This is a genomic window from Microbacterium indicum DSM 19969, from assembly GCF_000422385.1.
Taxonomy (GTDB): domain Bacteria; phylum Actinomycetota; class Actinomycetes; order Actinomycetales; family Microbacteriaceae; genus Microbacterium; species Microbacterium indicum.
In genome coordinates this window covers 11,948-34,325 of sequence record NZ_AULR01000017.1, presented here as the reverse complement: position 1 = coordinate 34,325, position 22,378 = coordinate 11,948, and the positions used below count along the sequence as shown (strand labels likewise).

Annotated in this window: 20 protein-coding genes and 1 pseudogene; 4 read left to right on the top strand and 17 right to left on the bottom strand. The window is 71.3% G+C overall.

Going from position 1 to position 22,378, the window contains the following annotated elements; genetic code table 11:
- Positions 1-21 precede the first annotated feature (21 nt).
- The 9 genes from atpA to prmC all read right to left on the bottom strand — a co-directional run bounded on the left by atpA (position 22) and on the right by prmC (position 7,566).
- A complete protein-coding gene (atpA, locus tag H576_RS0111230; RefSeq protein ID WP_029151014.1) occupies positions 22-1,656 on the bottom strand; it encodes a F0F1 ATP synthase subunit alpha in 1,635 nt (544 codons plus the stop codon).
- Positions 1,657-1,710: 54 nt separating this feature from the next.
- Positions 1,711-2,493, bottom strand: coding sequence for a F0F1 ATP synthase subunit delta (locus H576_RS0111225; RefSeq protein WP_029151013.1), 783 nt, complete (start codon positions 2,491-2,493; stop codon positions 1,711-1,713).
- Positions 2,493-3,041, bottom strand: coding sequence for a F0F1 ATP synthase subunit B (locus tag H576_RS0111220; protein ID WP_029151012.1), 549 nt, complete (start codon positions 3,039-3,041; stop codon positions 2,493-2,495). Before H576_RS0111220 ends, H576_RS0111225 begins: the two co-directional genes overlap by 1 nt.
- A gap of 33 nt (positions 3,042-3,074) precedes the next feature.
- On the bottom strand, positions 3,075-3,311 hold the full coding sequence (gene atpE / locus H576_RS0111215; protein ID WP_029151011.1) for an ATP synthase F0 subunit C: 237 nt from the start codon (positions 3,309-3,311) through the stop codon (positions 3,075-3,077).
- A 42-nt stretch (positions 3,312-3,353) separates the two neighbouring features.
- Complete coding sequence (gene atpB / locus H576_RS0111210; protein WP_245559172.1) at positions 3,354-4,118, bottom strand: F0F1 ATP synthase subunit A; 765 nt, start codon at positions 4,116-4,118, stop codon at positions 3,354-3,356.
- A 210-nt stretch (positions 4,119-4,328) separates the two neighbouring features.
- Positions 4,329-4,790, bottom strand: coding sequence for a Cg1360 family ATP-synthase-associated protein (locus H576_RS0111205; RefSeq protein ID WP_036320659.1), 462 nt, complete (start codon positions 4,788-4,790; stop codon positions 4,329-4,331).
- Positions 4,790-5,968 carry an MraY family glycosyltransferase gene (locus H576_RS0111200; protein WP_029151008.1) on the bottom strand — a complete coding sequence of 393 codons (1,179 nt, stop codon included), beginning with the start codon at positions 5,966-5,968 and terminating at the stop codon, positions 4,790-4,792. Before H576_RS0111200 ends, H576_RS0111205 begins: the two co-directional genes overlap by 1 nt.
- The gene (locus tag H576_RS0111195) at positions 5,965-6,657 is read right to left on the bottom strand and encodes an L-threonylcarbamoyladenylate synthase (protein ID WP_029151007.1); all 693 of its coding nucleotides are present in this window, start codon (positions 6,655-6,657) and stop codon (positions 5,965-5,967) included. The genes H576_RS0111200 and H576_RS0111195 overlap by 4 nt, the downstream gene beginning before the upstream one ends.
- Before the next feature lie 12 nt (positions 6,658-6,669).
- Positions 6,670-7,566 (bottom strand): peptide chain release factor N(5)-glutamine methyltransferase, encoded by an 897-nt coding sequence (gene prmC / locus H576_RS0111190; protein WP_029151006.1) that lies wholly within the window; start codon positions 7,564-7,566, stop codon positions 6,670-6,672.
- Between the two features lie 123 nt (positions 7,567-7,689).
- Between prmC and cysK the strand changes: the two genes are divergently transcribed.
- Positions 7,690-8,628 (top strand): cysteine synthase A, encoded by a 939-nt coding sequence (gene cysK, locus H576_RS0111185; protein ID WP_029151005.1) that lies wholly within the window; start codon positions 7,690-7,692, stop codon positions 8,626-8,628.
- Between the two features lie 21 nt (positions 8,629-8,649).
- Positions 8,650-9,216, top strand: coding sequence for a serine O-acetyltransferase EpsC (gene epsC / locus H576_RS0111180; RefSeq protein ID WP_036320653.1), 567 nt, complete (start codon positions 8,650-8,652; stop codon positions 9,214-9,216).
- Positions 9,217-9,324: 108 nt separating this feature from the next.
- On the opposite strand, the gene H576_RS15535 is transcribed toward epsC, so the two are convergent.
- The 8 genes from H576_RS15535 to argS all read right to left on the bottom strand — a co-directional run bounded on the left by H576_RS15535 (position 9,325) and on the right by argS (position 20,836).
- Positions 9,325-10,674, bottom strand: coding sequence for an amidase (locus tag H576_RS15535; RefSeq protein WP_036320651.1), 1,350 nt, complete (start codon positions 10,672-10,674; stop codon positions 9,325-9,327).
- 95 nt (positions 10,675-10,769) lie between these two features.
- Positions 10,770-11,843 (bottom strand): peptide chain release factor 1, encoded by a 1,074-nt coding sequence (prfA, locus tag H576_RS0111170; protein WP_029151003.1) that lies wholly within the window; start codon positions 11,841-11,843, stop codon positions 10,770-10,772.
- Positions 11,844-11,861: 18 nt separating this feature from the next.
- Positions 11,862-13,916: a transcription termination factor Rho gene (gene rho / locus H576_RS15530; RefSeq protein ID WP_036320649.1), complete on the bottom strand. Its 2,055-nt coding sequence runs from the start codon at positions 13,914-13,916 to the stop codon at positions 11,862-11,864.
- A gap of 220 nt (positions 13,917-14,136) precedes the next feature.
- Positions 14,137-15,540, bottom strand: coding sequence for a threonine synthase (gene thrC / locus H576_RS0111160; RefSeq protein ID WP_029151002.1), 1,404 nt, complete (start codon positions 15,538-15,540; stop codon positions 14,137-14,139).
- A gap of 8 nt (positions 15,541-15,548) precedes the next feature.
- Positions 15,549-16,457: a homoserine kinase gene (thrB, locus tag H576_RS0111155; RefSeq protein WP_029151001.1), complete on the bottom strand. Its 909-nt coding sequence runs from the start codon at positions 16,455-16,457 to the stop codon at positions 15,549-15,551.
- Entirely contained in the window at positions 16,454-17,764 is a 1,311-nt protein-coding gene (locus tag H576_RS0111150; RefSeq protein ID WP_029151000.1) for a homoserine dehydrogenase, read from the bottom strand. Before H576_RS0111150 ends, thrB begins: the two co-directional genes overlap by 4 nt.
- Positions 17,761-19,173: a diaminopimelate decarboxylase gene (gene lysA, locus H576_RS0111145; protein ID WP_029150999.1), complete on the bottom strand. Its 1,413-nt coding sequence runs from the start codon at positions 19,171-19,173 to the stop codon at positions 17,761-17,763. The genes H576_RS0111150 and lysA overlap by 4 nt, the downstream gene beginning before the upstream one ends.
- 13 nt (positions 19,174-19,186) lie before the next feature.
- Positions 19,187-20,836 (bottom strand): arginine--tRNA ligase, encoded by a 1,650-nt coding sequence (gene argS / locus H576_RS0111140; protein ID WP_029150998.1) that lies wholly within the window; start codon positions 20,834-20,836, stop codon positions 19,187-19,189.
- 26 nt (positions 20,837-20,862) lie between these two features.
- On the opposite strand from argS, the gene H576_RS15525 reads away from it, so the two are divergent.
- Positions 20,863-21,630 (top strand): SGNH/GDSL hydrolase family protein, encoded by a 768-nt coding sequence (locus H576_RS15525; RefSeq protein WP_245559171.1) that lies wholly within the window; start codon positions 20,863-20,865, stop codon positions 21,628-21,630.
- 525 nt (positions 21,631-22,155) lie between these two features.
- Positions 22,156-22,326: pseudogene (locus H576_RS17380) on the top strand (hypothetical protein); the annotation flags it as partial.
- Positions 22,327-22,378 lie beyond the last annotated feature (52 nt).

Genomic DNA, 22,378 nt, shown 5'->3' with positions numbered 1-22,378 from the left:
ATGCGTCTTCTCCGGAAGGCGTTACGCCTTGCGGCCCTTGACGATCTGCTCCTGGGCGACGTCCTCGGGGTCGGCGGCCTGCTCCGAGCCGGCGAGGGCTCCGTCGGCGTCGGACGCCTGGAACTCCTGCACGAACGCGTCGGTCGCCTTCTCCATCTCGGCGATCGTGTCGTCCTCGAGCTTGCCCGACTCGCGGAGCTTGTCGAGGACCTGCGTATTGCGGCGCAGGTAGTCGAGGAGCTCGCGCTCGAAGCGCAGCACATCGGCGACCGCGATCGTGTCGAGCTTGCCCTTGGTGCCGGCCCAGATCGAGACGACCTGCTCCTCGACCGAGTACGGCGAGTACTGCGGCTGCTTGAGGAGCTCGGTCAGGCGCGCGCCGCGGTCGAGCTGGCGACGCGACGCGGGGTCGAGGTCGGACGCGAACATCGAGAACGCCTCGAGCGAGCGGTACTGGGCGAGCTCGAGCTTGAGCGTGCCCGAGACCTTCTTGATGTGCTTGAGCTGGGCGTCGCCGCCGACTCGCGACACCGAGATGCCCACGTCGACCGCCGGACGCTGGTTGGCGTTGAAGAGGTCGGACTGCAGGAAGATCTGGCCGTCGGTGATCGAGATCACGTTGGTCGGGATGTACGCCGAGACGTCGTTCGCCTTGGTCTCGATGATCGGGAGACCCGTCATCGAACCGGCGCCGAGCTCGTCGGACAGCTTCGCGCAGCGCTCCAGCAGGCGGGAGTGCAGGTAGAAGACGTCGCCGGGGTACGCCTCGCGTCCCGGCGGACGGCGGAGGAGGAGCGACACGGCGCGGTAGGCCTCGGCCTGCTTCGACAGGTCGTCGAAGATGACGAGGACGTGCTTGCCCGCGTACATCCAGTGCTGGCCGATGGCCGATCCCGTGAACGGCGCGAGGTACTTGAAGCCGGCGGGGTCGGAGGCGGGAGCCGCGACGATCGTCGTGTACTCCATGGCTCCGGCGTCCTCGAGCGCGCCCTTTACGGAGGCGATCGTGGAGCCCTTCTGGCCGACGGCGACGTAGATGCAGCGCACCTGCTTGTTGACGTCGCCCGACTCCCAGTTGTCCTTCTGGTTGATGATCGTGTCGATCGCGATGGCCGTCTTGCCGGTCTGGCGGTCGCCGATGATCAGCTGGCGCTGGCCGCGGCCGACGGGGATCATGGCGTCGATCGCCTTGATGCCGGTCTGCATGGGCTCGTGGACCGACTTGCGGTCCATGACGCCGGGGGCCTGGAGCTCGAGCTCGCGGTCGCCCTCGATGCCCGTGATGTCGCCGAGGCCGTCGATCGGGTTGCCGAGCGGGTCGATCACGCGGCCGAGGTAGCCCTCGCCCACGGGAACCGAGAGCACCTTGCCCGTGCGGGCGACGGGCTGGCCCTCCTCGACACCGCTGAACGGGCCGAGGACGATCGCGCCGATCGAGTGCTCGTCGAGGTTCTGCGCGAGGCCGAGCGTGCCGTCCTCGAAGCGCAGGAGCTCGTTCGCCATGGCGCCGGGGAGGCCCTCGACGTGTGCGATGCCGTCGGCGGCGTCGATGACGGTGCCGACCTCGCTCGCGCCAGAACCGGTGGGCTCGTAGGCGGCGACGAAGTCCTTCAGCGCGTCACGGATGACGTCGGGGCTGATGGTGATGTCTGCCATTGTCTTCCTTAGTTGTGCGGGCCCGGTGGGGCCCTCATGCCCTCGAGGAGGGCGTCAGCCTGCGAGCCTCGACCGGAGGTCGGCGAGGCGGGACGAAATGCTGCCGTCGATGACGTCGTCGGCGATCTGGACGCGGATTCCGCCGAGGACGTCGCGGTCGACGACCTCGTTGATCGTGATCTCGACGCCGTAGGTGCGCGAGAGCGACGCGGCAAGGCGGTCGCGCTGCGCTGCGGTCAGCGGCGACGCCGTCGTGACCGTCGCGACCGTGCGGCCGCGCTCGGCGGCGACGATCGAGATCGCGCGCTGCAGGGCGGCGCGCACGCGGCGCTCCCCCGGCTGCTGCACGAGCGACGAGACCACGAGGGTCGTGCCGGCGCTCGCCTGCGATCCGATGATCTTCTCGACGAGGTCGCCCTTGGCCTGCGCCTCGCCGAAGCGGGCGCCGAGCGCGAGCTCGAGCTCGGGGTTCTGCGCCACCAGGCGGGTGACCTGGAAGAGCTCGCCCTCGAGGTCGGCCGTGTCGGCCTTCGCCGTTGCACGGATCGCGAGCTGCTCGATGCCGTCGGTCAGGTCGGTCGCAGACGACCACCGCTGGACGGCGATCGTCGTGAGCAGGCCCTGAGCGGCCGGCGAGAGCTGCGCGAAGACCGCGCCGACGAGGCCGCCGCGGACGGCGGGATCCACCGACTGGTCGGCGAGCGCGCCGCTCAGCGCGGACGAGCCGGCGACGGCGCGGGCCGCCGCGAACAGCTCGCGGGCCGTGTCGAGGTCGACCGTCGCCGTGGCGAGCGCCTGCGCGCTGGCCTCGAGCGCCTGAGTGGTCGCGCTTCCCATTACTTGGCCGCCTTCTCGGACGCCTCGAGGTCGGCGAGGAACCGGTCGACGACGTTCTGGGCCTTCGCGTCGTCCGTCATCGACTCGCCGATGACGTTGCCGGCGAGGTCGAGGGCGATCGATCCGACGTCGTTGCGGAGGGAGACCATCGCCGCCTGGCGCTCGGCCTCGATCTGCGTGTGCGCCGTCGCGGTGAGGCGCTCGGCCTCGCTCGACGCCGTGGCCTTGGCCTCGTCGACGATCTTCTTGCCGTCGGCGCGAGCCGCCTCGCGGATCTCGCCGGCTTCCTTGCGGGCATCAGCGAGCTGCTGCGTGTACTCGGCGAGCGCGGCCTCGGCCTGGCGCTGCGCCTCGTCAGCCTTCTCGATGTTGCCCTCGATGGCGGCAGAGCGGGCGTCGAGCACCTTGTTCAGCCGCGGCATCGCCACGAAGACCACCACGAGGACGATGATGACGAAGCACACCGCCGACCAGATGATGTCGTAGCTCGCCGGGACGAGAGGGTTGTGGGACTCCTCCGCCGCGGCGGTGACAAGAGCCTTCAGCATCCTGTCTCCTTACCTGTGAGTCGCGGAATGAGATCAGCCCTGGAAGATGAAGGGCGTCGCGATGCCGATGAAGGCGAGGATCTCGATGAACGCCACACCGATGAACATCAGCGTCTGGAGGCGTCCGGCGAGCTCGGGCTGGCGAGCCGTCGACTCGATCGTCTTGCCGACGACGATGCCGAGGCCGATGGCGGGGCCGATGGCGGCGAGGCCGTAGCCGATGGTCCCGATGTTGCCGGTGATCTCAGCGAGAACGGTCGTTGCGTCCACTGGTTTTTCCTTTCATTGGGCGGTCAGCCGGTCGGCTGGCCGTCAGTGCTCTTCCGCGACCGCGAGCTGGATGTAGACCGCGGTGAGGATCGTGAAGACGTACGCCTGGAGGGCGGCGACGAAGAGTTCGAACAGGGTGAAGGCGAGGCCGATCGCGAGCGTCGCGGGCGACAGCACCGTGAGGCCGTTGAAGCTCAGCAGGAAGAACTGCGTCGCCGAGAACAGCAGCACGAGCATGAGGTGGCCGACGATCATGTTCAGCAGGAGTCGCAGGGTGAGCGACACGGGGCGGAACACGAAGGTCGAGAGCAGCTCGATGATGCCGATGACGGGGACGAGGACCTTCGGCACTCCCCCGGGGACGAGCGAGTTCTTCATGAAGCGGCCGAAGCCGTGCTTCTTGATGCCCGCGTAGATGAACATCACGTAGGCGATCACCGCGAACAGCAGCGGCACGCCGATGACGCTCGTGCCGGCGATGTTGAGGCCGGGGATGATGCCCGTGAGGTTCAGGAAGAGGATCCCGAAGAAGATCGCCGTGAGCAGCGGCAGGAACCGCTTGCCGTCCTTCTCGCCCAGGACCTGGTAGACCACGTTGTTGCGCACGAAGCCGAAGAGGCCCTCGATGACCTGCTGGAAGCGGCCCGGGATCACCTTCAGGTTGCGCGTGCCGAGCACGAGCACCAGCACGAGGAGCACCGTGGCGATGACCTGCGCGAGGTTGATGCGCGTGAACGCGAACGGGCTGCCCTCGCCGAAGATGGCGTCGGGGAAGAACTCGCTGATCGACGGCGGATGGAACTCCACCTCGGCGGTCTTCGGTGCGATGATGCTCGCCTGAGTCAACGCGTGGCTCCAGCTTCTCGCGCGGTCATGCTGCGCGGGTGGGATTTCGAGAGAGAACTCGGTCTGCGGCGGGTCCGGCTCCTCAGCGCGCCGAGGGCACCTTTCCGCAGGGCCGTAGGCAAGCCTATCAAAGAGCTGGACCGGTTTTGACAGCCTGTAGAAATCGGACGATCAGTCTTCGATCTCGTCGTCGCCCGGCAGCGCGACGTCGCTGACCGACGGGATGCGCATCTTCGCGATCACGAGGACGTCGACGACGAGCGAGGCCACGGCGGTCGCGACGAGCGCTCCGTAGAGCACGCCGCGGACGACCCAGTCGAGGCCGAAGACGAGGTTGAGGGCGACGATGAAGACGACGATCTTCACGAGGAAGACGCCCATGAACATGCCGAAGAACACGACGGGGTAGCTCGGCCGGCCGAACCAGCGGTTCGCGAAGAGGATCGTCCCCGCTGTGAGGGCCGGGAAGAGGAACCCGATCACGGTGCCGATGACGCCGCTCCACAGCCCGGCGGATCCGCCGACGGCCGCCCCGATCGCGGCCGACGCGACGAGGACGACGCCGCAGACGACGGCGCTCCAGATCAGGACGTTGCGCATGATCGGGTTGCTGGACACGGGTGAGGGGGCCATCAGGTCTCCTGGTGCTCGGGCTCGGGCTCGCGGTTCCTCGCGGCGGGGCGCGACGGGACGACGGTCACGACGAGGCAGGCCGCCAGGCCGATGACGCCGAAGATGATCGCCAGCCAGTACTCCCCGAACCAGTGGTCGCCGAACCAGTCGGCTCCCGTGAAGAGGTACATGAGGAGCACCGTGAGCGAGGCGATCGCCGTCCACGCGTAGAAGATCAGCGTCGCATCCCTGTCTGAGTGCCCCATGTCGAGCATGCGGTGGTGCAGGTGCTCGCGGTCGGGCGAGAAGGGCGACTTCCCGCGGCTCATGCGCCGGATCACGGCGAGGCCGAAGTCGAGGAGCGGCAGGAGCATGACGATGAGCGGCAGGATGATCGGAAGCAGGGTTCCGAAGATCTGCGAGCGGCCCGTCGTCACGGGATCGAGGGCGGCGGGAGGCAGCTGGCCCGTGATCGCGATGGCGCTCGTGGCCATGAGCAGGCCGACGACGAGGGCCCCCGTGTCGCCCATGAACATCTTCGCGGGGTGCCAGTTGAGCGGCAGGAAGCCGAGGCACGCGCCCACGATGACGGCGGCGAGGAAGGTGCCGAGGTTCGCGTAGCTCGTCGCCCCCGAGTCGCGCACGAGGATGTACGAGTAGATGAAGAAGACGCTGTTCGCGATCAGGGCGACGCCCGCGACGAGGCCGTCCAGCCCGTCGATGAAGTTGACGGCGTTCATCACGATCACGACGGCGAACATCGTGAGGACGATGCTCACCCAGCTCGACCAGATCGCGATCCCGCCGATCGGGAGCGCGTAGATCTGCAGCCCTCCCCCGATCGCGATGATCGCGGCCGCGAGGAACTGCGCGCCGAGCTTGAGCATCCAGTCGAGGTCCCACAGGTCGTCGGCGATGCCGATGAACGCGATGAGGGCCGTCGCGGCGAGGACCGACCACATCATGCGGGGCTCGACCCAGAAGCCGCCGAAGAAGTCGATCGCCCGCGAGGTCAGGACCGCGGCGACGATCGCGAAGAACATCGCGACGCCACCGAGCCGCGGCGTCGGCGTCTTGTGCACGTCGCGCGCGCGGACCGCCGGGTACAGCTTGTACCGGAGCGCGATGCGCCAGACGATCCAGGACAGGACGAGCGTGATCGTCGCCGTCAGCAGGATCGTGAAGAGATAGAGCTTCACGAGTGGTCGTGATCCTGCTCGGGGTCGGGCTCGAGCAGGTCGCCCAGCACCTCGCGCAGCTGATCCCGGCTGATCGCGCCCACGCGCAGGACGCGGACGAGGGGATCGCCGCGGCCGGGCAGGAGCGAGGTCGCGTCGACGATCGTCGACGCCACGCCCGTCGAGACGGGCCCGTCGTCGAGGTAGAGCGCGACGGAGTCGCCGAGCATGCGGCGCGCGCCGACGGCGTCGACGGCGGCGGCCTGGCCCGTGAGGTTGGCGCTCGACACCGCGAGCGGGCCTGTCTCGGCGAGCAGCTCGAGCGCGAGCGGGTTGTCGGGCTGTCGCACCGCGACCGTGCCGTGGGTCTCGCCGAGATCCCACGTGAGCGAGGGCTGCGACGGCAGCACGATCGTGAGGCCTCCCGGCCAGAACGCGTCGACGAGCGACTGCACGGCCTCAGGGACGGCCTCGACGAGCGCCGGGAGCGCGTCGGCCGAGCCGACGAGGACGGGCGGCGGCTGCTGGCGCGAGCGGCCCTTCACGTCGAGCAGCTTCTGCACCGCGGCGGGGCTGAAGGCGTCGGCCCCCACGCCGTAGACGGTGTCGGTCGGCAGCACGATGACGTCGCCGCGGGCGACGGCCTGGCGTGCCTGGCGCATGCCGGCAAGCATCTGCTCGCGGTCGGCGCAGTCGAAGATCGTGGACATGTCGGGTCGATTCTAGGAGGCGGGGTTCGGATCCTGCTGAGGCCGCACCGCCGTCGTCGCGCGATCGCGCATCGTGAGGTCGGGATGCGTCGCCGCGCCGAGCCACCCGTCGGCGGCGAGGATCTCGCGGATCGGGGCGCCCTGCCACTCGCCGTGCTCGAGCACGATCGTGCCGCCCGGCCGTGCGAGGCGGAGGCCGACGCGGCTGATCACGCGCACGACGTCGAGGCCGTCCGGGCCGCCGTACAGCGCGAGCGCGGGGTCGTGGGTCGCGACCTCGACGTCGCGCGGGATCGCGTCGTCCGGCACGTAAGGCGGGTTCGAGGCCACGACCGCCACGGTCCCGTCGAGGTCGGGGAAGGCGTCGGCGAGGTCGCCGTGGCGCAGGTCGATCCGGGGCGCGACCTGCGCGACGTTGCGCCGCGTCCAGGCGATCGCGTCGTCCGACTTCTCGACGGCGTGCACGCGGGAGTGCGGGACCTCCGTCGCCATCGCGAGCGCGATCGCGCCGGATCCCGTTCCGAGGTCGACGGCGACGGGCTCGGGCTCGGCCGCGGCCGCGAGCGCGTCGACCGCGATCTGGGCGACGACCTCGGTCTCGGGCCGCGGGACGAAGACGCCGGGGCCGACGCGCAGCGTCAGGTGGCGGAAGGCGGCGAGGCCCGTGATGTGCTGCAGCGGCTCGCGGGAGGCGCGGCGCGCGACGTCGGCGCGGAAGGCCGCGTGCTGGTCGGCGCTCAGCGCCGTGCCGAGGAAGACCCCCGACTGCACCTCGCCCCGCGAGACGTCGGGGCCGAGCGTGTGAGCGAGCAGCAGCTCGGCGTCGACGAGGGGATCCGGAACGCCCGCCTGGGCGAGCACGTCGGAGGCGCCGCGCAGCGCGTCGCGGAAGGAGACGGATGCTGGCACGACACCCGAGCCTACTGACACGCACCGTCATATTCCTGGCGGGCCCCTGGCCCGCGCTCCTAGGCTGAGCCGCGAGTCCGCCGGCGCACGCCCGCGGGCACCCGACCTCACGAAAGGCTCGCCATGTCCGCGATCCACTCCGACGTCACCAGCACGTTCGGCAAGACCCCCCTCGTCCAGCTCAACCGCGTCGCCGAGGGCGTCGACGCCACGGTCATCGGCAAGCTCGAGTACTTCAACCCCGGTTCGAGCGTCAAGGACCGCCTCGGCGTCGCGATCGTCGACGCGGCGGAGAAGTCGGGCGAGCTCCCCGCCGGCGGCACGATCGTCGAGGGGACCTCGGGCAACACGGGCATCGCGCTCGCCCTCGTGGGCGCGGCGCGCGGCTACAAGGTCATCCTCACGATGCCCGCCTCGATGTCGAAGGAGCGCCGCGTCCTGCTGCGCGCGCTCGGCGCCGAGCTCGTCCTCACCGAGCCCGCGAAGGGCATGAACGGCGCCGTCGAGGAGGCCAAGCGCATCGTCGCCGAGACCCCCGGCGCCGTCCTCGCCCGCCAGTTCGAGAACCAGGCGAACGTCGACATCCACCGCACCACGACCGCCGAGGAGATCATCGCCGACACCGACGGCGAGGTCGACATCTTCGTCGCGGGAATCGGCACGGGCGGCACCATCACGGGCGTCGGCCAGGCGCTCAAGGAGAAGGTCCCGGGCGTGAAGGTCGTCGCCGTCGAGCCGGCCGACTCGCCCCTCCTGACCGAGGGCAAGGCGGGCCCCCACAAGATCCAGGGCCTCGGCGCGAACTTCCTCCCCGAGATCCTCGACCAGTCGGTCATCGACGAGGTCGTCGACGTCGCGCTCGACGACGCGATCGCGACGGCCCGCGACCTCGCGGCGAAGGACGGCATCCTCGCCGGCATCTCGTCGGGCGCCGCCGTGTGGGCCGCCCTGCAGGTCGCCGCGCGCCCCGAGAACGCCGGCAAGAAGATCGTCGTCGTGATCCCCGACACGGGCGAGCGCTACATCTCGACGGCCCTCTGGGAGCACCTCCTCGACGACTGACGGGTCTAGATTCGTAGGTCTATGCCTCTCCATGTCCGCGAGGACGTCGAAGCCGCGCGCCGCCGGGATCCCGCGGCGCGCGGCTTCGTCGAGATCGCGCTCCTCTATCCGGGCCTGCACGCCATCTGGGCCCATCGCGTCAACCACTGGCTGTGGCTCCGCGGCGCGCGCTTCGCCGCCCGCGCGGGCTCGCAGATCTCGCGCTGGATGACGGGCATCGAGATCCACCCCGGCGCGACGATCGGGCGCCGATTCTTCATCGACCACGGCATGGGCGTCGTGATCGGAGAGACGGCCGAGATCGGCGACGACGTCATGCTCTACCACCAGGTCACGCTCGGCGGCCGGTCGCTGTCGCACGGCAAGCGCCACCCCACGATCGGCGACGGCGTCGCGGTCGGCGCGGGCGCGAAGGTGCTCGGCCCCGTGACGATCGGGGCGCACTCGACGGTCGGCGCCAACGCGGTCGTGACGCGTGACGCTCCCCCGCGCTCCGTCCTGCTCGGCGTGCCCGCGAAGATCCGCCCCTACACCCCCGACGACGACCGCAAGGCCCTGCTGCTGCAGGCCCCCGACTTCCAGATCTGAGGAAGCCTCAACCGGCGTTGGATCGCACCGCCAGGTCGACGGTCTTCGCGTGCGAAAACGTGTTCGACGGCACGCGTTCGGCGACGGTTCGTGCACCGTCGCTCGCGGTCAGGGTCCGACATGCCTCGCCAGCCGCAGGATGGCCGCCTCGCCGCCGGGGCGGCCCACCAGCTGGACGCTCCAGGGGCGGGCTCCGGATCCGTCGGGCAGCGGGACCGTGATCGCCGGGAGCCCCGAGACGTTGACGAAGCTCGTGTGCGGCGCGTAGCCGCACTGGCGCGCGAAGTTCTCCTCGGGATCGCCCGTCTCGGCGAACCAGCCGATCTTCTGGGGCGCCATCGCGAGAGCGGGGGTCAGGACGGCGTCGAAGGGCGCGAACGCCGCGATCGTCCGGCGCTCGAACGCCGTCGCCGCCTGCAGGCCCGCGAGCACCCGCTGCGCCGGCATCGCGCGCCCCTCGCGCGCCATGAACGCCGTGATCGGCTCGGTCCGGCGATCCAGGTCCGCGTCGGCGACGGGCAGGTTCGCGGCCGAGGCGCGCCAGATCGTCGTGAACATCTCGGGGTATCCCTCGGGGTGCCAGTCGGCGTCGACGACGTCGTGTCCGGCCGCGGTCAGCGCGTCGATCGCCCGTTCGTACGCGTCCCGGGCGCCGGGGTCGAGGGTCGTGTCGGTCCACCCGTCCCACGGCGAGACGGTCGTCGCGCCGATGCGGAGGCGGCCCGGATCCCGACCCAGGGCGTCGAGGAAGCGGCCCCGGCCTGGCGCCCGGGTCGCGTGCACGCGCGGAGCCGAGGAGACGAGCGCGTCGAGGAGGTACGCGGCGTCGTCGACCGCTCGGGTGATGACGCCCGCGACCGACAGCCCGCCGGGCGAGTCGAGGCCGTTCGCGAACGGCAGCCGGCCGCGCGAGGGCTTGAGCCCCACGACGCCGACCGTGGCCGCGGGGATCCGGGTGGATCCCCCGCCGTCCGACGCCGGGGCCGCGGCGAGGACGCCCTGCTGCACGGCGACGGCCGCGCCCCCGCTGGATCCGCCCGCGCCCGTCTCGGGATCCCACGGGTTGCGCGCGGGAGGGCCGATCAGCGTCTCGGTGTAGCCCGTGAGGCCGAACTCGGGCGTCGCCGTCTTGCCGATCGACACGGATCCGAGGGCGTCGAGGGCCGCGGCGTAGGGATCCGACTCCGCCGGGACGAACCCGGCGAAGGCGCGCGATCCGTACCGCGTCGGCATGCCCGCGCGCGCCGTCAGGTCCTTGTCGGCGAGCGGAACGCCCCAGAGCGGGAGGTCCTGCGGATCCCCCAGCGCCGCGGCCCGCTCGCGCGCCCCCTCGGCGTCGACGTGGGCGAAGGCGCCGAGTTCGTCGTCCCCGATCGCGTGGAGTGCCCGCTCGACCTCCTGGAGGGGTGTGGTCTCCCGGTCCTGCAGCCGCCCGACGAGATCCCGCAGATCGCCCATGCCCCTATCCTGCCGTGCCCCGCTCGCGAGGACATCTTCCTGCCCAGAGGACATCGAATTCGATGTCCTTCAGGCAGGAAGATGTCCTTCGGCGGTCAGTCGCCGATGGCGGCGAGGTGCTCGGCCTCGTCGGCCTCGATGCACGAGTCGACCACGGGGCCGAGCGCGCCGTCCATGACGGCGTCGAGGTTATACGCCTTGAAGCCCGTGCGGTGGTCGGCGATGCGGTTCTCCGGGAAGTTGTAGGTGCGGATCCGCTCGGATCGGTCCATGCCCCGGATCTGGCTGTGTCGCGCGTCGGCCGCCTGAGCCGCGAGCTCCTCCTGCTGGCGCGCGAGGAGGCGCGCGCGGAGGACGCGCATGCCCGCCTCGCGGTTCTGCAGCTGCGACTTCTCGTTCTGCATCGACACGACGATCCCCGTGGGCACGTGGGTGATCCGGACGGCGGAGTCGGTCGTGTTGACCGACTGGCCGCCGGGGCCCGACGAGCGGTAGACGTCGATCTTCAGGTCGTTCGGGTCGATCTGCACCTCTTCGGGGGCGTCGACCTCGGGGAAGACGAGGACGCCCGTCGTCGAGGTGTGGATGCGCCCCTGCGACTCGGTCGCGGGAACCCGCTGCACGCGGTGCACGCCGCCCTCGTACTTGAGGTGCGCCCAGACGCCCTGCGCGGGATCGTTCGAGGATCCCTTGATCGCGACCTGCACGTTCTTGAAGCCGCCGAGATCGGAGTCGTCGGACTCGATCATCTCGACCTTCCACCCCTTCGACGCGGCGTACTGCGAGTACATGCGCAGGAGGTCGGCGGCGAAGAGGGCGCTCTCGGCGCCGCCCTCCCCCGCCTTGATCTCCATGATCACGTCGCGCGCGTCGTCGGGGTCGCGCGGCACGAGCAGTCGGCGCAGCTTCTCCTGCGCCTCGGCGAGGCCCTCTTCGAGGCCCGGGATCTCGTCGGCGAAGGCGTCGTCCTCCTTCGCGAGCTCGCGGGCGGCCTCGAGATCGTCGCCCGCCTGGGTCCACTGCTGGTGGGCGGAGACGATCTTCGACAGCTCGGCGTAGCGCCGGTTGACGCGCTTGGCGCGGACGGCGTCGGCGTGCACCGCCGGGTCGGAGAGCTCCTCCTGGACCCGGCGGTGCTCGTCGATCAGCGTCTGGACGGACTCGAACACGGAATCAGCGACTCCGGGTCAGCGGATCTCGGTGTCGTCACCGCGCCCGGTCGGCATCGACTTCTGCATCTGCACGAGGAACTCGGTGTTGGAACCGGTCTCCTTGAGCTTCTCGAGGATGACCGCGAGGGCGTGCTGCTGATCCATGCCGGCGAGGGCGCGGCGCAGCTTCCACGTGATCTTGACCTCGTCGGGCGAGAGCAGCATCTCCTCGCGGCGCGTCGACGACGCGTTGACGTCCACGGCCGGGAAGATCCGCTTGTCGGCGAGCTGGCGCGAGAGGCGCAGCTCCATGTTGCCGGTGCCCTTGAACTCCTCGAAGATGACCTCGTCCATCTTGGATCCGGTCTCGACGAGCGCGGTCGCGAGGATCGTGAGGGATCCGCCGTTCTCGATGTTGCGCGCGGCGCCGAAGAACTTCTTCGGCGGGTAGAGCGCGGCGGCGTCGACGCCGCCCGAGAGGACGCGTCCCGACGTCGGGGCCGACACGTTGTAGGCGCGGCCGAGGCGGGTGATCGAGTCGAGCAGCACGACGACGTCGCGGCCCAGCTCGACGAGGCGCTTGGCGCGCTCGATCGCGAGCTCGGCGACCGTCGTGTGATCCTCGGCGGGACGGTCGAAGGTCGACGCGACGACCTCGCCCTTGACCGAGCGCTGCATGTCGGTGACCTCTTCGGGGCGCTCGTCGACGAGGACCACCATGAGGTGCGCCTCGGGGTTGTTCTGCGCGATCGCGTTCGCGATCTGCTGCAGGACGATCGTCTTGCCGGCCTTGGGGGGCGCGACGATGAGGCCGCGCTGGCCCTTGCCGATCGGCGCCACGAGGTCGATGATGCGCTGCGTCGTCTTCTCGGCGCTCGTCTCGAGCCGCAGGCGGTCCTGCGGGTAGAGCGGCGTGAGGTCGGCGAAGTCGACGCGCTTCGCGGCGTCGTCGACCGAGAGGCCGTTGACCGAGTCGACCTTGACGAGAGCGTTGTACTTCTGGCGGCCGTGCTGCTCGCCCTCGCGGGGCTGCTTGATGGCGCCGACGACCGCGTCGCCCTTGCGCAGGTTGTACTTCTTGACCTGGCCGAGCGAGACGTAGACGTCCTGCGTGCCGGGCAGGTAGCCCGTCGTGCGGACGAACGCGTAGTTGTCGAGGACGTCGAGGATTCCGGCGATCGGGATCAGGACGTCGTCCTCGCCGATCTCGGGCTCGAACTCGTCCTGGCGGCCGCCGCGGCGGCCCTTGTTCCGGCCGCCCGCGTTCTGCTGGCCCTGGTTCTGGTTCTGCTGCTGCTTGGGCTGCTGCTTCTGGCCGCCCGGGTTCTGCTGCTGCGACGCGCCCTGCTGCTCATCGCTCTGCTCGCCCTGCTGCTCGTCGCCGCCGTTCTTCTTCCGGCGGTTGCGCGAACGGCGGCTGCGGCCGCGGCCCGTGCCCTCCTGCTGCTCGGGCTGCTCGCCCTCGGCATCGGAGGCCTCGGTGGCGGGCTTCTCGTCGGCCGGCGTCTCCTCGGCGGACTTCTCGTCGGCCGGCTTCTCGTCGGCGGCGGGCTCGGGCGCGACCTCGGCGGCGGGGGCTTCCTCGGCGGGTGCCTCCTCCACGGGCGTCTTCTCCTCGGCGGGAGCCTCCTCGGCGACGACCTCGGCGTCGGCCTTCGCGGCGGCCTCGGCGGCGCGGTCGGCCTCGATCTGAGCCTTCGTCCGGCGGCGGCGCACGGGCTTCTCGGCGACGGGCTCGGCGGCGGGCGCCTCGGGGGCGGCTTCGCCCTCGGCCTCGGCCTTCGCGGCGGCCTCGGCGGCGCGATCGGCCTCGATCTGAGCCTTCGTGCGACGCTTGCGCACGGGCTTCTTGGGGGCCTCCTCGGCGGGCGCCTCGGCGACCTGCGCGTCGGCGGCGGGCTCGGCCGGCGCCTCGGCGGCGGGAGCCGCGGTCTCGGCGGACTGCGCGGCCGCGGTGGCGGACGTCGCCCGGCGGGGGGCGCGACGGCGCGCGGGCTTCGAGGCCCGCTCGGCGGCGTCGAGCGCCGCGTTGATCGCGGCCTGGTCTGCGGCGGCCTGGTCGGCTGCCGTGGTCTCGGTGGTCGAATCCACGAGTTCTCCTTGTGTCATTCGGGTGCGTCAGAGCCGATCCGCACGACGGAAGACTTGCTGTGCGCGCTGAGCGCGCGACGATTCCCGGTTGCACCGCGGGAGCGAGCTGCTCTCGTGGGACCGTCGGGGATCCGTGCGGGGCTTCGCAGATTTGCGACGGAGGTTCAGAGTTCGTGCGACGTGGCACCCTCCGCTGATGCCACCAACCCTAACACCGCCGTCAGTGCAGGGCGTTCTCCTCGAGGAAGGCGCGGAGCGTGTCCGCGTCGTCCGCCATCTCGGTCACGCGCTGCGGGGCGGCGAGCATCGCGGCGACGTCCTCCGGGCAGTCGAGCTCGACGCCGATCGCCTCGCGGATCGTGTCGGCGAACTTCTCGGGCTTCGCCGTCTCGAGCGAGAGCATCGGGACGCCGGGCTCGAGGTTCGCTCGGGCGCCCTTGACGCCGTCGGCGGTGTGCGGGTCGATGATCTCGCCGGTCGCCTCGTGCACCGATCGGATCGTCGCGAGGCGGTCGGCGTGCGTCGACGATGCGCTCACGAAGCCGAACTCGGCCGCGAAGCGCGGCTGCTCGGCCGACAGGTCGAAGGATCCGCTCTCCCCCAGCTCGGCCCACAGCGCCGCGAGCCGCTCGGGATCGCGGCCCACGAGCTCGTAGACGAAGCGCTCGAGGTTCGACGCCTTGGAGATGTCCATCGAGGGGCTCGACGTCGCGAGCGTCTCGGCCGAACCGCGGGGCCGGTAGACGCCCGTGCGGAAGAACTCGTCGAGCACGTCGTTCTCGTTCGTCGCGACCACGAGGCGGCGCACGGGAAGGCCCATGAGCTTGGCGTAGAGGCCCGAGAGGATGTTGCCGAAGTTGCCCGTCGGCACCGCGAACGACACCTCGGTCCAGCCGCCCGCGTCGGTCGCGCGCAGCCACGCCCAGAAGTAGTAGACGACCTGCGCCGTGATGCGGGCGAGGTTGATCGAGTTGACGGCGCCGATGTGCTGCGCGCGCTTGAAGTCGATGTCGCCCGCGAGCTCCTTGACGAGGTTCTGGCAGTCGTCGAAGACGCCCGCGACCGCGATGTTGTGCACGTTCGCGTCGTCGAGCGAGAACATCTGCGCGCGCTGGAAGTCGCTCATGCGGCCCTGCGGCGAGAGCATGAAGACCGCGACGCGCTCCTTGCCCCGCAGCGCGTGCTCGGCCGCGGATCCGGTGTCGCCCGACGTCGCGCCGAGGATGTTCTGGACCCAGCCGCGCTCCTCGAGCGCGTACTCGAGCACCTGCCCGAGGAACTGCATCGCCATGTCCTTGAACGCGAGGGTCGGCCCTTCGCTCAGCCCCACGAGCGACAGGCCGTCCTCGATCTCGCGCACCGGCACGACGCCCTCGGGGAAGCCCGCATACGCGGCGGCCGTCATGCGCGCGAGGTCGTCCCTCGGGATGTCGGTCGCGAACAGGCCCAGGACCTCGGCCGCGAGCTCGGGGTAGGTGAGGTCGCGCCACGCCTCGAGCTGCTCGCCCGAGGCCTCGGGCATCTCCACCGGCACCGCGAGGCCGCCGTCGGTCGCGAGCCCCTCGAGGAGCGCGTCGCTGTAGGACATCGGCGCGGCCTGGCCGCGCGTCGAGACGTACTGCATGGGATTCCTCACGTGAGCTTGACGGTTCCGCCGAGGAAGTCGACGGCGAGCATGAGCGGCTGCCAGGATCCGGCGGCCTCCTCGGCGACGCGGGCGGCCTCGAGGCGCGCCCCGGGGCCGTCGGCGAGCACGAGGACGCTGGGCCCCGCGCCCGAGACGACGGCCGCGAAACCCCGCTCGCGGAGCGCCCCGACGAGGGCGAAGGTCTCGGGCATCTGGGCGCCGCGACGCTCCTGATGGAGCTTGTCCTCGGTCGCCGAGAGCAGGAGGTCGGGGCTCTGCGTCAGCGCCGCGATGAGCAGGGCCGAGCGCGAGACGTTGAACACGGCGTCCTCGCGCGAGACCTCGGCGTCGAGCACGCTGCGCGCCGTCGAGGTCGACATCGTGCGGTCGGGCACGAAGACGAGGGGCGCGACGCCGCGGTGCACGAGGAGCTTCTTGTGTCGCGGGGCGCCGTTCTCGGTCCAGGCGATCGTCAGGCCGCCGAAGAGCGCGGGGGCGACGTTGTCGGGGTGGCCCTCGAGCTCGGTCGCGAGGCGCAGGAGATCGGTGTCGGTCAGCTCGGCGTCGCCCGCGAGCAGGCCCTTCGCCGCGAGCACGCCTGCCGCGACCGCCGCACCGGAGGAGCCGAGGCCCTTGCCGTGCGGGATACCGTTGCGGGCGACGATGCGCAGGCCGGGCGCCGTGCGCCCGACGGCCTCGAAGCAGTAGCGGATGGTGCGCGCGATGAGGTGCGACTCGTCGCGCGGGATCTCGGCGGATCCCGTTCCCGTGACCTCGATCTCGAGCTCGCCCGCGGGGAGCGCCGTCACGTCGACCTCGTCGTAGACGCTGAGCGCGAGGCCCAGCGTGTCGAAGCCGGGGCCGAGGTTGGCGCTCGTCGCCGGGACGCGCACCGAGGCGGTGCGGGCGGTCACTCGCCCTCCACCCGGAGGACGGAGGCGACGCGCTCGACGACCTCGCTCGCCGCGAGGGCCGCGACGATGTCGCTGAGGTCCTCCTCGTGGGCGCGGTGGGTGCCGATGACGATCTGCGCCGTGGGCGCGCCGTCGTCGGTCTCGATCGTCGTCTGCTCGACGGTCGCGAGAGAGACGCCGCCGGCGCTGAACGCGCGCGCGATGGCCTCGAGCGCGCCCGGCTCGTCCGACACCTCGAGGCGGATCTGGTAGCGCGTCACGATGGCGCCGATGGGCGCGACGGGCAGGTCGCCGCGCGGCGACTCGCCGACGCCGACGCCGCCCGCGATGTGGCGGCGGGCGGCCGAGACGACGTCGCCCATGACGGCGGAGGCCGTCTGGATCCCGCCCGCGCCCGCGCCGTAGAACATGAGGTCGCCCGCGGCCTCGGCCTCGACGAACACCGCGTTGTTGCCGCCGCGCACGCTCGCGAGGGGGTGCTCGCGGCTGATGAGGGCCGGGTACACGCGCACGGAGATCGACTCGTCGTCGCCCTCGCCGAGGCGCTCGCACACCGCGAGGAGCTTGATGACGAGGCCCGCGCGGCGCGCGCTCTCGACCATCTCGCCCGTCACGGAGGTGATGCCCTCGCGGTGGACGTCGTCGATCGACACCGTCGTATGGAACGCGAGGCTCGCGAGGATCGCGGCCTTCTGCGCGGCGTCGTAGCCCTCGACGTCGAGCGTCGGGTCGGCCTCGAGGTAGCCCAGCTCGGCCGCGATCGACATGGCCTCGTCGGCCGAGAGGCCGTCGCGGTCCATGCGGTCGAGGATGTAGTTCGTCGAGCCGTTGACGATGCCGAAGATCCGCTTGACGCGGTCGCCCGCGAGCGAGTCCTTGAGCGGGCGGATGATCGGGATCGCGCCCGCGACGGCGGCCTCGTACGAGACGGACGCGCCGACCTGGTCGGCGGCGTCGAAGATCTCGGCGCCGTGCGTCGCGAGGAGCGCCTTGTTGCCCGTGACGACGTCGGCGCCCGAGTTCAGCGCCTCGAGGATCAGCGTCCTGGCGGGCTCGATGCCGCCCATGAGCTCGATCACGATGTCGCTGCCGAGGATGAGCTGCGACGCGTCGGTCGTGAGCAGCTCGCGCGGGAGCTCGACGTCGCGCGGGGCGTCGACGTCGCGGACCGCGATGCCCGAGAGCTCGAGGCGGGCGCCCGTGCGCTCCTCGAGCTCGTCGGCGCGCTCGATCAGCAGGTTCGCGACCTGGGATCCCACGGATCCGGCCCCGAGCAGGGCGACGCGCAGCGTGCGGTGATCGATCATTCGGCTACCTCATTCGGGTGGACGCCCAGGTCGCGGGCGAGCAGGTCGGCGATGGTCTCTCGGCGCACGATCGCGCGGGCGGATCCGCCCGAGACGGCCACCACCGGCGGGCGGGGAACGGCGTTGTAGTTGCTGGACAGCGAGTAGCAGTAGGCCCCCGTCGCGGGGACCGCGAGCAGGTCGCCCGGAGCGACGTCGCCCGGGAGGTGCTCGTGGTCGACGACGATGTCGCCCGACTCGCAGTGGCGGCCGACGACGCGCGAGACGACGGGGCCGGCCGACGAGACGCGCGACGCGATCCGCGCCGAGTACTGCGCCCCGTAGAGCGCCGTGCGCGCGTTGTCGCTCATGCCGCCGTCGACGGAGACGTAGAGGCGCTCGTGCTCGTCGTCGACACGGACGGCCTTCGTCGTGCCGACCTCGTAGAGCGTCACGCCGGCGCGGCCGATGATCGTGCGGCCCGGCTCGAACGCGAGGTTCGGCAGCGGGATCCCCCGCGCGACGCAGACGCCCGCGACGGCCTCGACGATGCCGGCCGCGAGGTCGGCGATCGGCGTCGGGTCGTCGACGCGCGTGTAGGCGATGCCGAAGCCGCCGCCAAGGTTCATGACGGGGACGGGGCCTCCCTCGAGCAGGCGCGCGTGCACCTCGACGAGGCGCTCGGCGGACTCGGCGAAGCCGGAGGCGCCGAAGATCTGCGAGCCGATGTGGCAGTGCAGGCCCATGAACTCGAGCTCGGAGTGCTCGCGGATCCGCGCCACGAGGTCCTCGGCGCGCGCGAGCGGGAAGCCGAACTTCTGATCCTCGTGCGCCGTCGCGAGGAAGTCGTGCGTCTCGGCGTGCACGCCCGTGTTGACGCGCAGGAGCACGCGCTGCGTGACCCCGCGGCGCCGGGCGATCCCGACGATCCGCTCGAGCTCGATCTCGCTGTCGATGACGATCGACCCGACGCCGACCTCGATCGCGCGCTCGAGCTCGCTTGGGAGCTTGTTGTTGCCGTGCAGGCCGATGTGGAACGGATCGGCGCCCGCGGCGAGCGCGATCTCGAGCTCCCCGCCCGACGCGACGTCGACGGCGAGGCCCTCCTCGCGAACCCAGCGCACGATCTCGGTCGTGATCATGGCCTTGCTCGCGTAGTAGACGCGGGCGCGGGATCCGTGCGCCTCGGCGGCCGAGCGGAACGCCGCGAGGACCTCGCGGGCGCGGGCGCGCACGCCGTCCTCGTCGATGACGTAGAGCGGCGTCCCGAACCGCGCCGCGAGCTCGGTCGCGGGGACTCCCCCGATCGCGAGCACGCCGTCGCCCGTGCGCGACGCCGACTCGGGCCACACGAGGGGCGCGAGATCGTTGGCGTCGTCGGGCGCGACGAGCCATTCGGGCACGAAGGGGGCGGGGTGCTCGGAGACCACGGACCGAGTTTACTTACATGCGCTCGGGCGCCGAGACGCCGAGGAGCGAGAGCCCGTTGCGCAGGACCTGCCCCGTGGCGTCGTTGAGCCAGAGGCGCGTGCCGTGCACGGGCTCGATCGGCTCGTCGCCCTTGGGCGTGACGCGGCAGCTGTCGTACCAGCGGTGGTAGAGGCCCGCGAGCTCCTCGAGGTAGCGCGCGACGCGGTGCGGCTCGCGCTGCTCGGCGGCGAAGGCGACGACGCGCGGGAACTCCTGCAGCGCGCCGAGGAGGGCGCTCTCGGTGTCGTGCTCGAGCAGCTCGGGCTGGAACGCGTCGCGGGTGACGCCGGCGTCGGACGCGTTGCGGGCGACGTTGACGGTACGGGCGTGCGCGTACTGCACGTAGAAGACGGGGTTGTCGTTCGTGCGCTTGCGCAGCAGCTCGGGGTCGAGCGAGAGCGGCGAATCGGCGGGGAAGCGCGCGAGCGAGTAGCGCAGCGCGTCGGTGCCGATCCAGTCGCGCAGGTCGTCGAGCTCGATGATGTTGCCGGCGCGCTTCGAGAGCTTGGCCCCGTTGACCGAGACGAGCTGGCCGATGAGGACCTCGATGTCGGCCTCGGGGTCGTCGCCCGCGGCGCCCGCGAGCGCCTTGAGGCGGTGCACGTAGCCGTGGTGGTCGGCGCCGAGGAGGTAGATCTTGTGCTTGTAGCCGCGGTCGCCCTTGTCGAGGTAGTACGCGGCGTCGGCGGCGAAGTACGTGTAGACGCCGTTTCCGCGGCGGATCACGCGGTCCTTGTCGTCGCCGAACTCGGTCGTGCGCACCCAGACGGCGTCGTCCTCGTCGTAGACGTGGCCCTGCTCGCGCAGGCGCTCGACGGCCTGGTCGATGAGGCTCGGGTCACCCGCGTGCAGCGTGCGCTCCGAGAACCACACGTCGAAGTGCACGTTGAACTTCGCGAGCGACTCCTGGATCTCGGCGAGCTGCAGCTCGTACGCGACCTCGCGCACGGCGGCCTCGGGATCCGCGGCGTCGAGGACCGTCGGGTCCTTCGCGACGACGGCCTTGCCGAGGTCGTCGATGTAGGCGCCCTTGTAACCGTCTTCGGGCGCCGGCCGGCCCGTGATCGCGGCGAGGACGCTCGCGCCGAAGCGGTCCATCTGCGCGCCCGCGTCGTTGATGTAGTACTCGCGGGCGACGTTCGCGCCCGACGCCTCGAGCAGGCGGCCGATCGAGTCGCCGAGCGCGGCCCAGCGCGTGTGGCCGATGTGGAGCGGACCCGTGGGGTTGCCGCTCACGAACTCGAGGTTGATGCTGTTGCCGGCCTGCGAGTCGCCGCGGCCGTACGCGTCTCCCGCGTCGACGATCGTCTTCGCGAGGGCTCCAGCCGCGCCCGCCTCGAGGCGCACGTTGATGAAGCCGGGGCCCGCGACCTCGACCGAGGCGACGCCGTCGACCGCCTCGAGGCCTGCGGCGATCTCGCCCGCGAGCTCGCGGGGGTTCGTTCCGAGCCTCTTCGCGAACTTCATCGCGACGTTCGTCGCCCAGTCGCCGTGGTCGCGGTTCCGGGGGCGCTCGACCGTGATGTCGGCTGCCGTCGCGGTGAGGGGCTCCTCGGGGCTGCGGCGCTCGGCGGCGGCCCGGAGCACGGTGAGCAGAACGGAGGCGAGATCATCGGGAGTCATAGCGCTTCGAAGTTTACGCTGGACGGGTGACCCGACCTGTGCCCCGCCTCACCGCCGCGCTGGCTCTCTGCTCCGTCGCACTGCTCAGCGGGTGCGCGGCGCAGTCGCAGGGCATCGACGTCTCGGCCGACTGGCCCGACTTCGGGCAGACCGCGACGCCGACCCCCGACCCGTCGGCGGCGGCCGCCCGGCCGGCGGGAGAGCTCCCGGCCGACCCGACGATGCTGATCTTCGGCGACTCGTGGACCAACGGCCTCGCGGCGACGTCGACCGACAAGCGCTACGCGACGCTCACGGGCGAGATCCTCGGCTGGCCGACGACGGTCGACGGCGAGAACGGATCCGGCTACCTCTCCCCCGGATCCGACGGCGAGGTCTACGGAACGCGGGTCCTCTCCCTTCCCGCCGACCTGGACCCCGACGTGATCGTCGTGCAGGGATCCATCAACGACCGCGACAAGAAGCTCTACAAGTACGAGAAGGCCGCGATCGCGGTGTGGAACGCGCTCGAGGCGAAGTATCCCGACGCCGAGATCATCGTGCTCGGCCCCGCGCCCCAGGTACTTCCCGTCCAGGACGCGACGGCCGAGCTCGACGAGATGCTCGACGAGGCCGCGGCCCAGGAGGGCCTGACCTACATCTCGCCGATCCAGGACGACTGGATCACGGAGGACAACTACGACACCGTGATCGACCAGTCGGCGGACGCGGCCCTGCACCCGAGCGATGCGGGCCACGCCTACCTCGCCGAGAAGCTCGCGGACGAGCTCGAACGGCTGGTGCCTGCGGCCTAGGCTGCGACCGTCGGCGCCGCCTTCTTCGCGCGGAAGGCGATCGACGCGACGACGGCGCCCGCGAGCGCCCAGCAGCCGAGCACGAGGAAAGCCGTGCCCGCGCCGTCGAAGAACGCGGCGGATCGAACCGCGGTTCCCGCCGCGCCGATGGGCAGGAACTGGCCGATGCCGGCCATGCCGAAGAGGTTGTGGAGCGCGAGCAGCAGCACGTTGATCGCGGCGATGCCGAGGCCGAGCGCCGCGGCGGTGAGCCAGAAGCGCCCGTCGACGACGTGCAGGATCTCCTGCAGGAAGTACGTCGTCGCGACGCCGCCCACAGCCGCCGTCAGGAGGCCGCCGACCACGCGGACGACGCGGTGGCGCTTGAAGAGGGTGATGAGGAGGATCGCCGAGACGTTGCCGCCGAAGACGAGAGGGAGGCCCAGGAGCGCGATCGCGGATCCCGTCGGGTCGTCCTCGGTCAGCGGGGCGACGTCGTCGTAGGCCACCTGGAGCCCGGCGCTCGCGTCAGCCCTCTCGCGGGAGATCCGGGAGTCGGACATCGCGGACCTGCTCGCGGATCGCGAGCGCACGATCGCGACCGTCGCCGAGACGCTCGCGGTCGCACGCGAGGCGGGGCTCGTCGCGGCCGACGTCACGGCCGCGCGCTTCCTCCTCGGGATCATCCAGCTCACGCGCACGCTGCCCGACGGCGCGCCGGCCGACTTCACGGGCCAGGATGACTGGCTTCTCGCGGTCTACCTGCGCG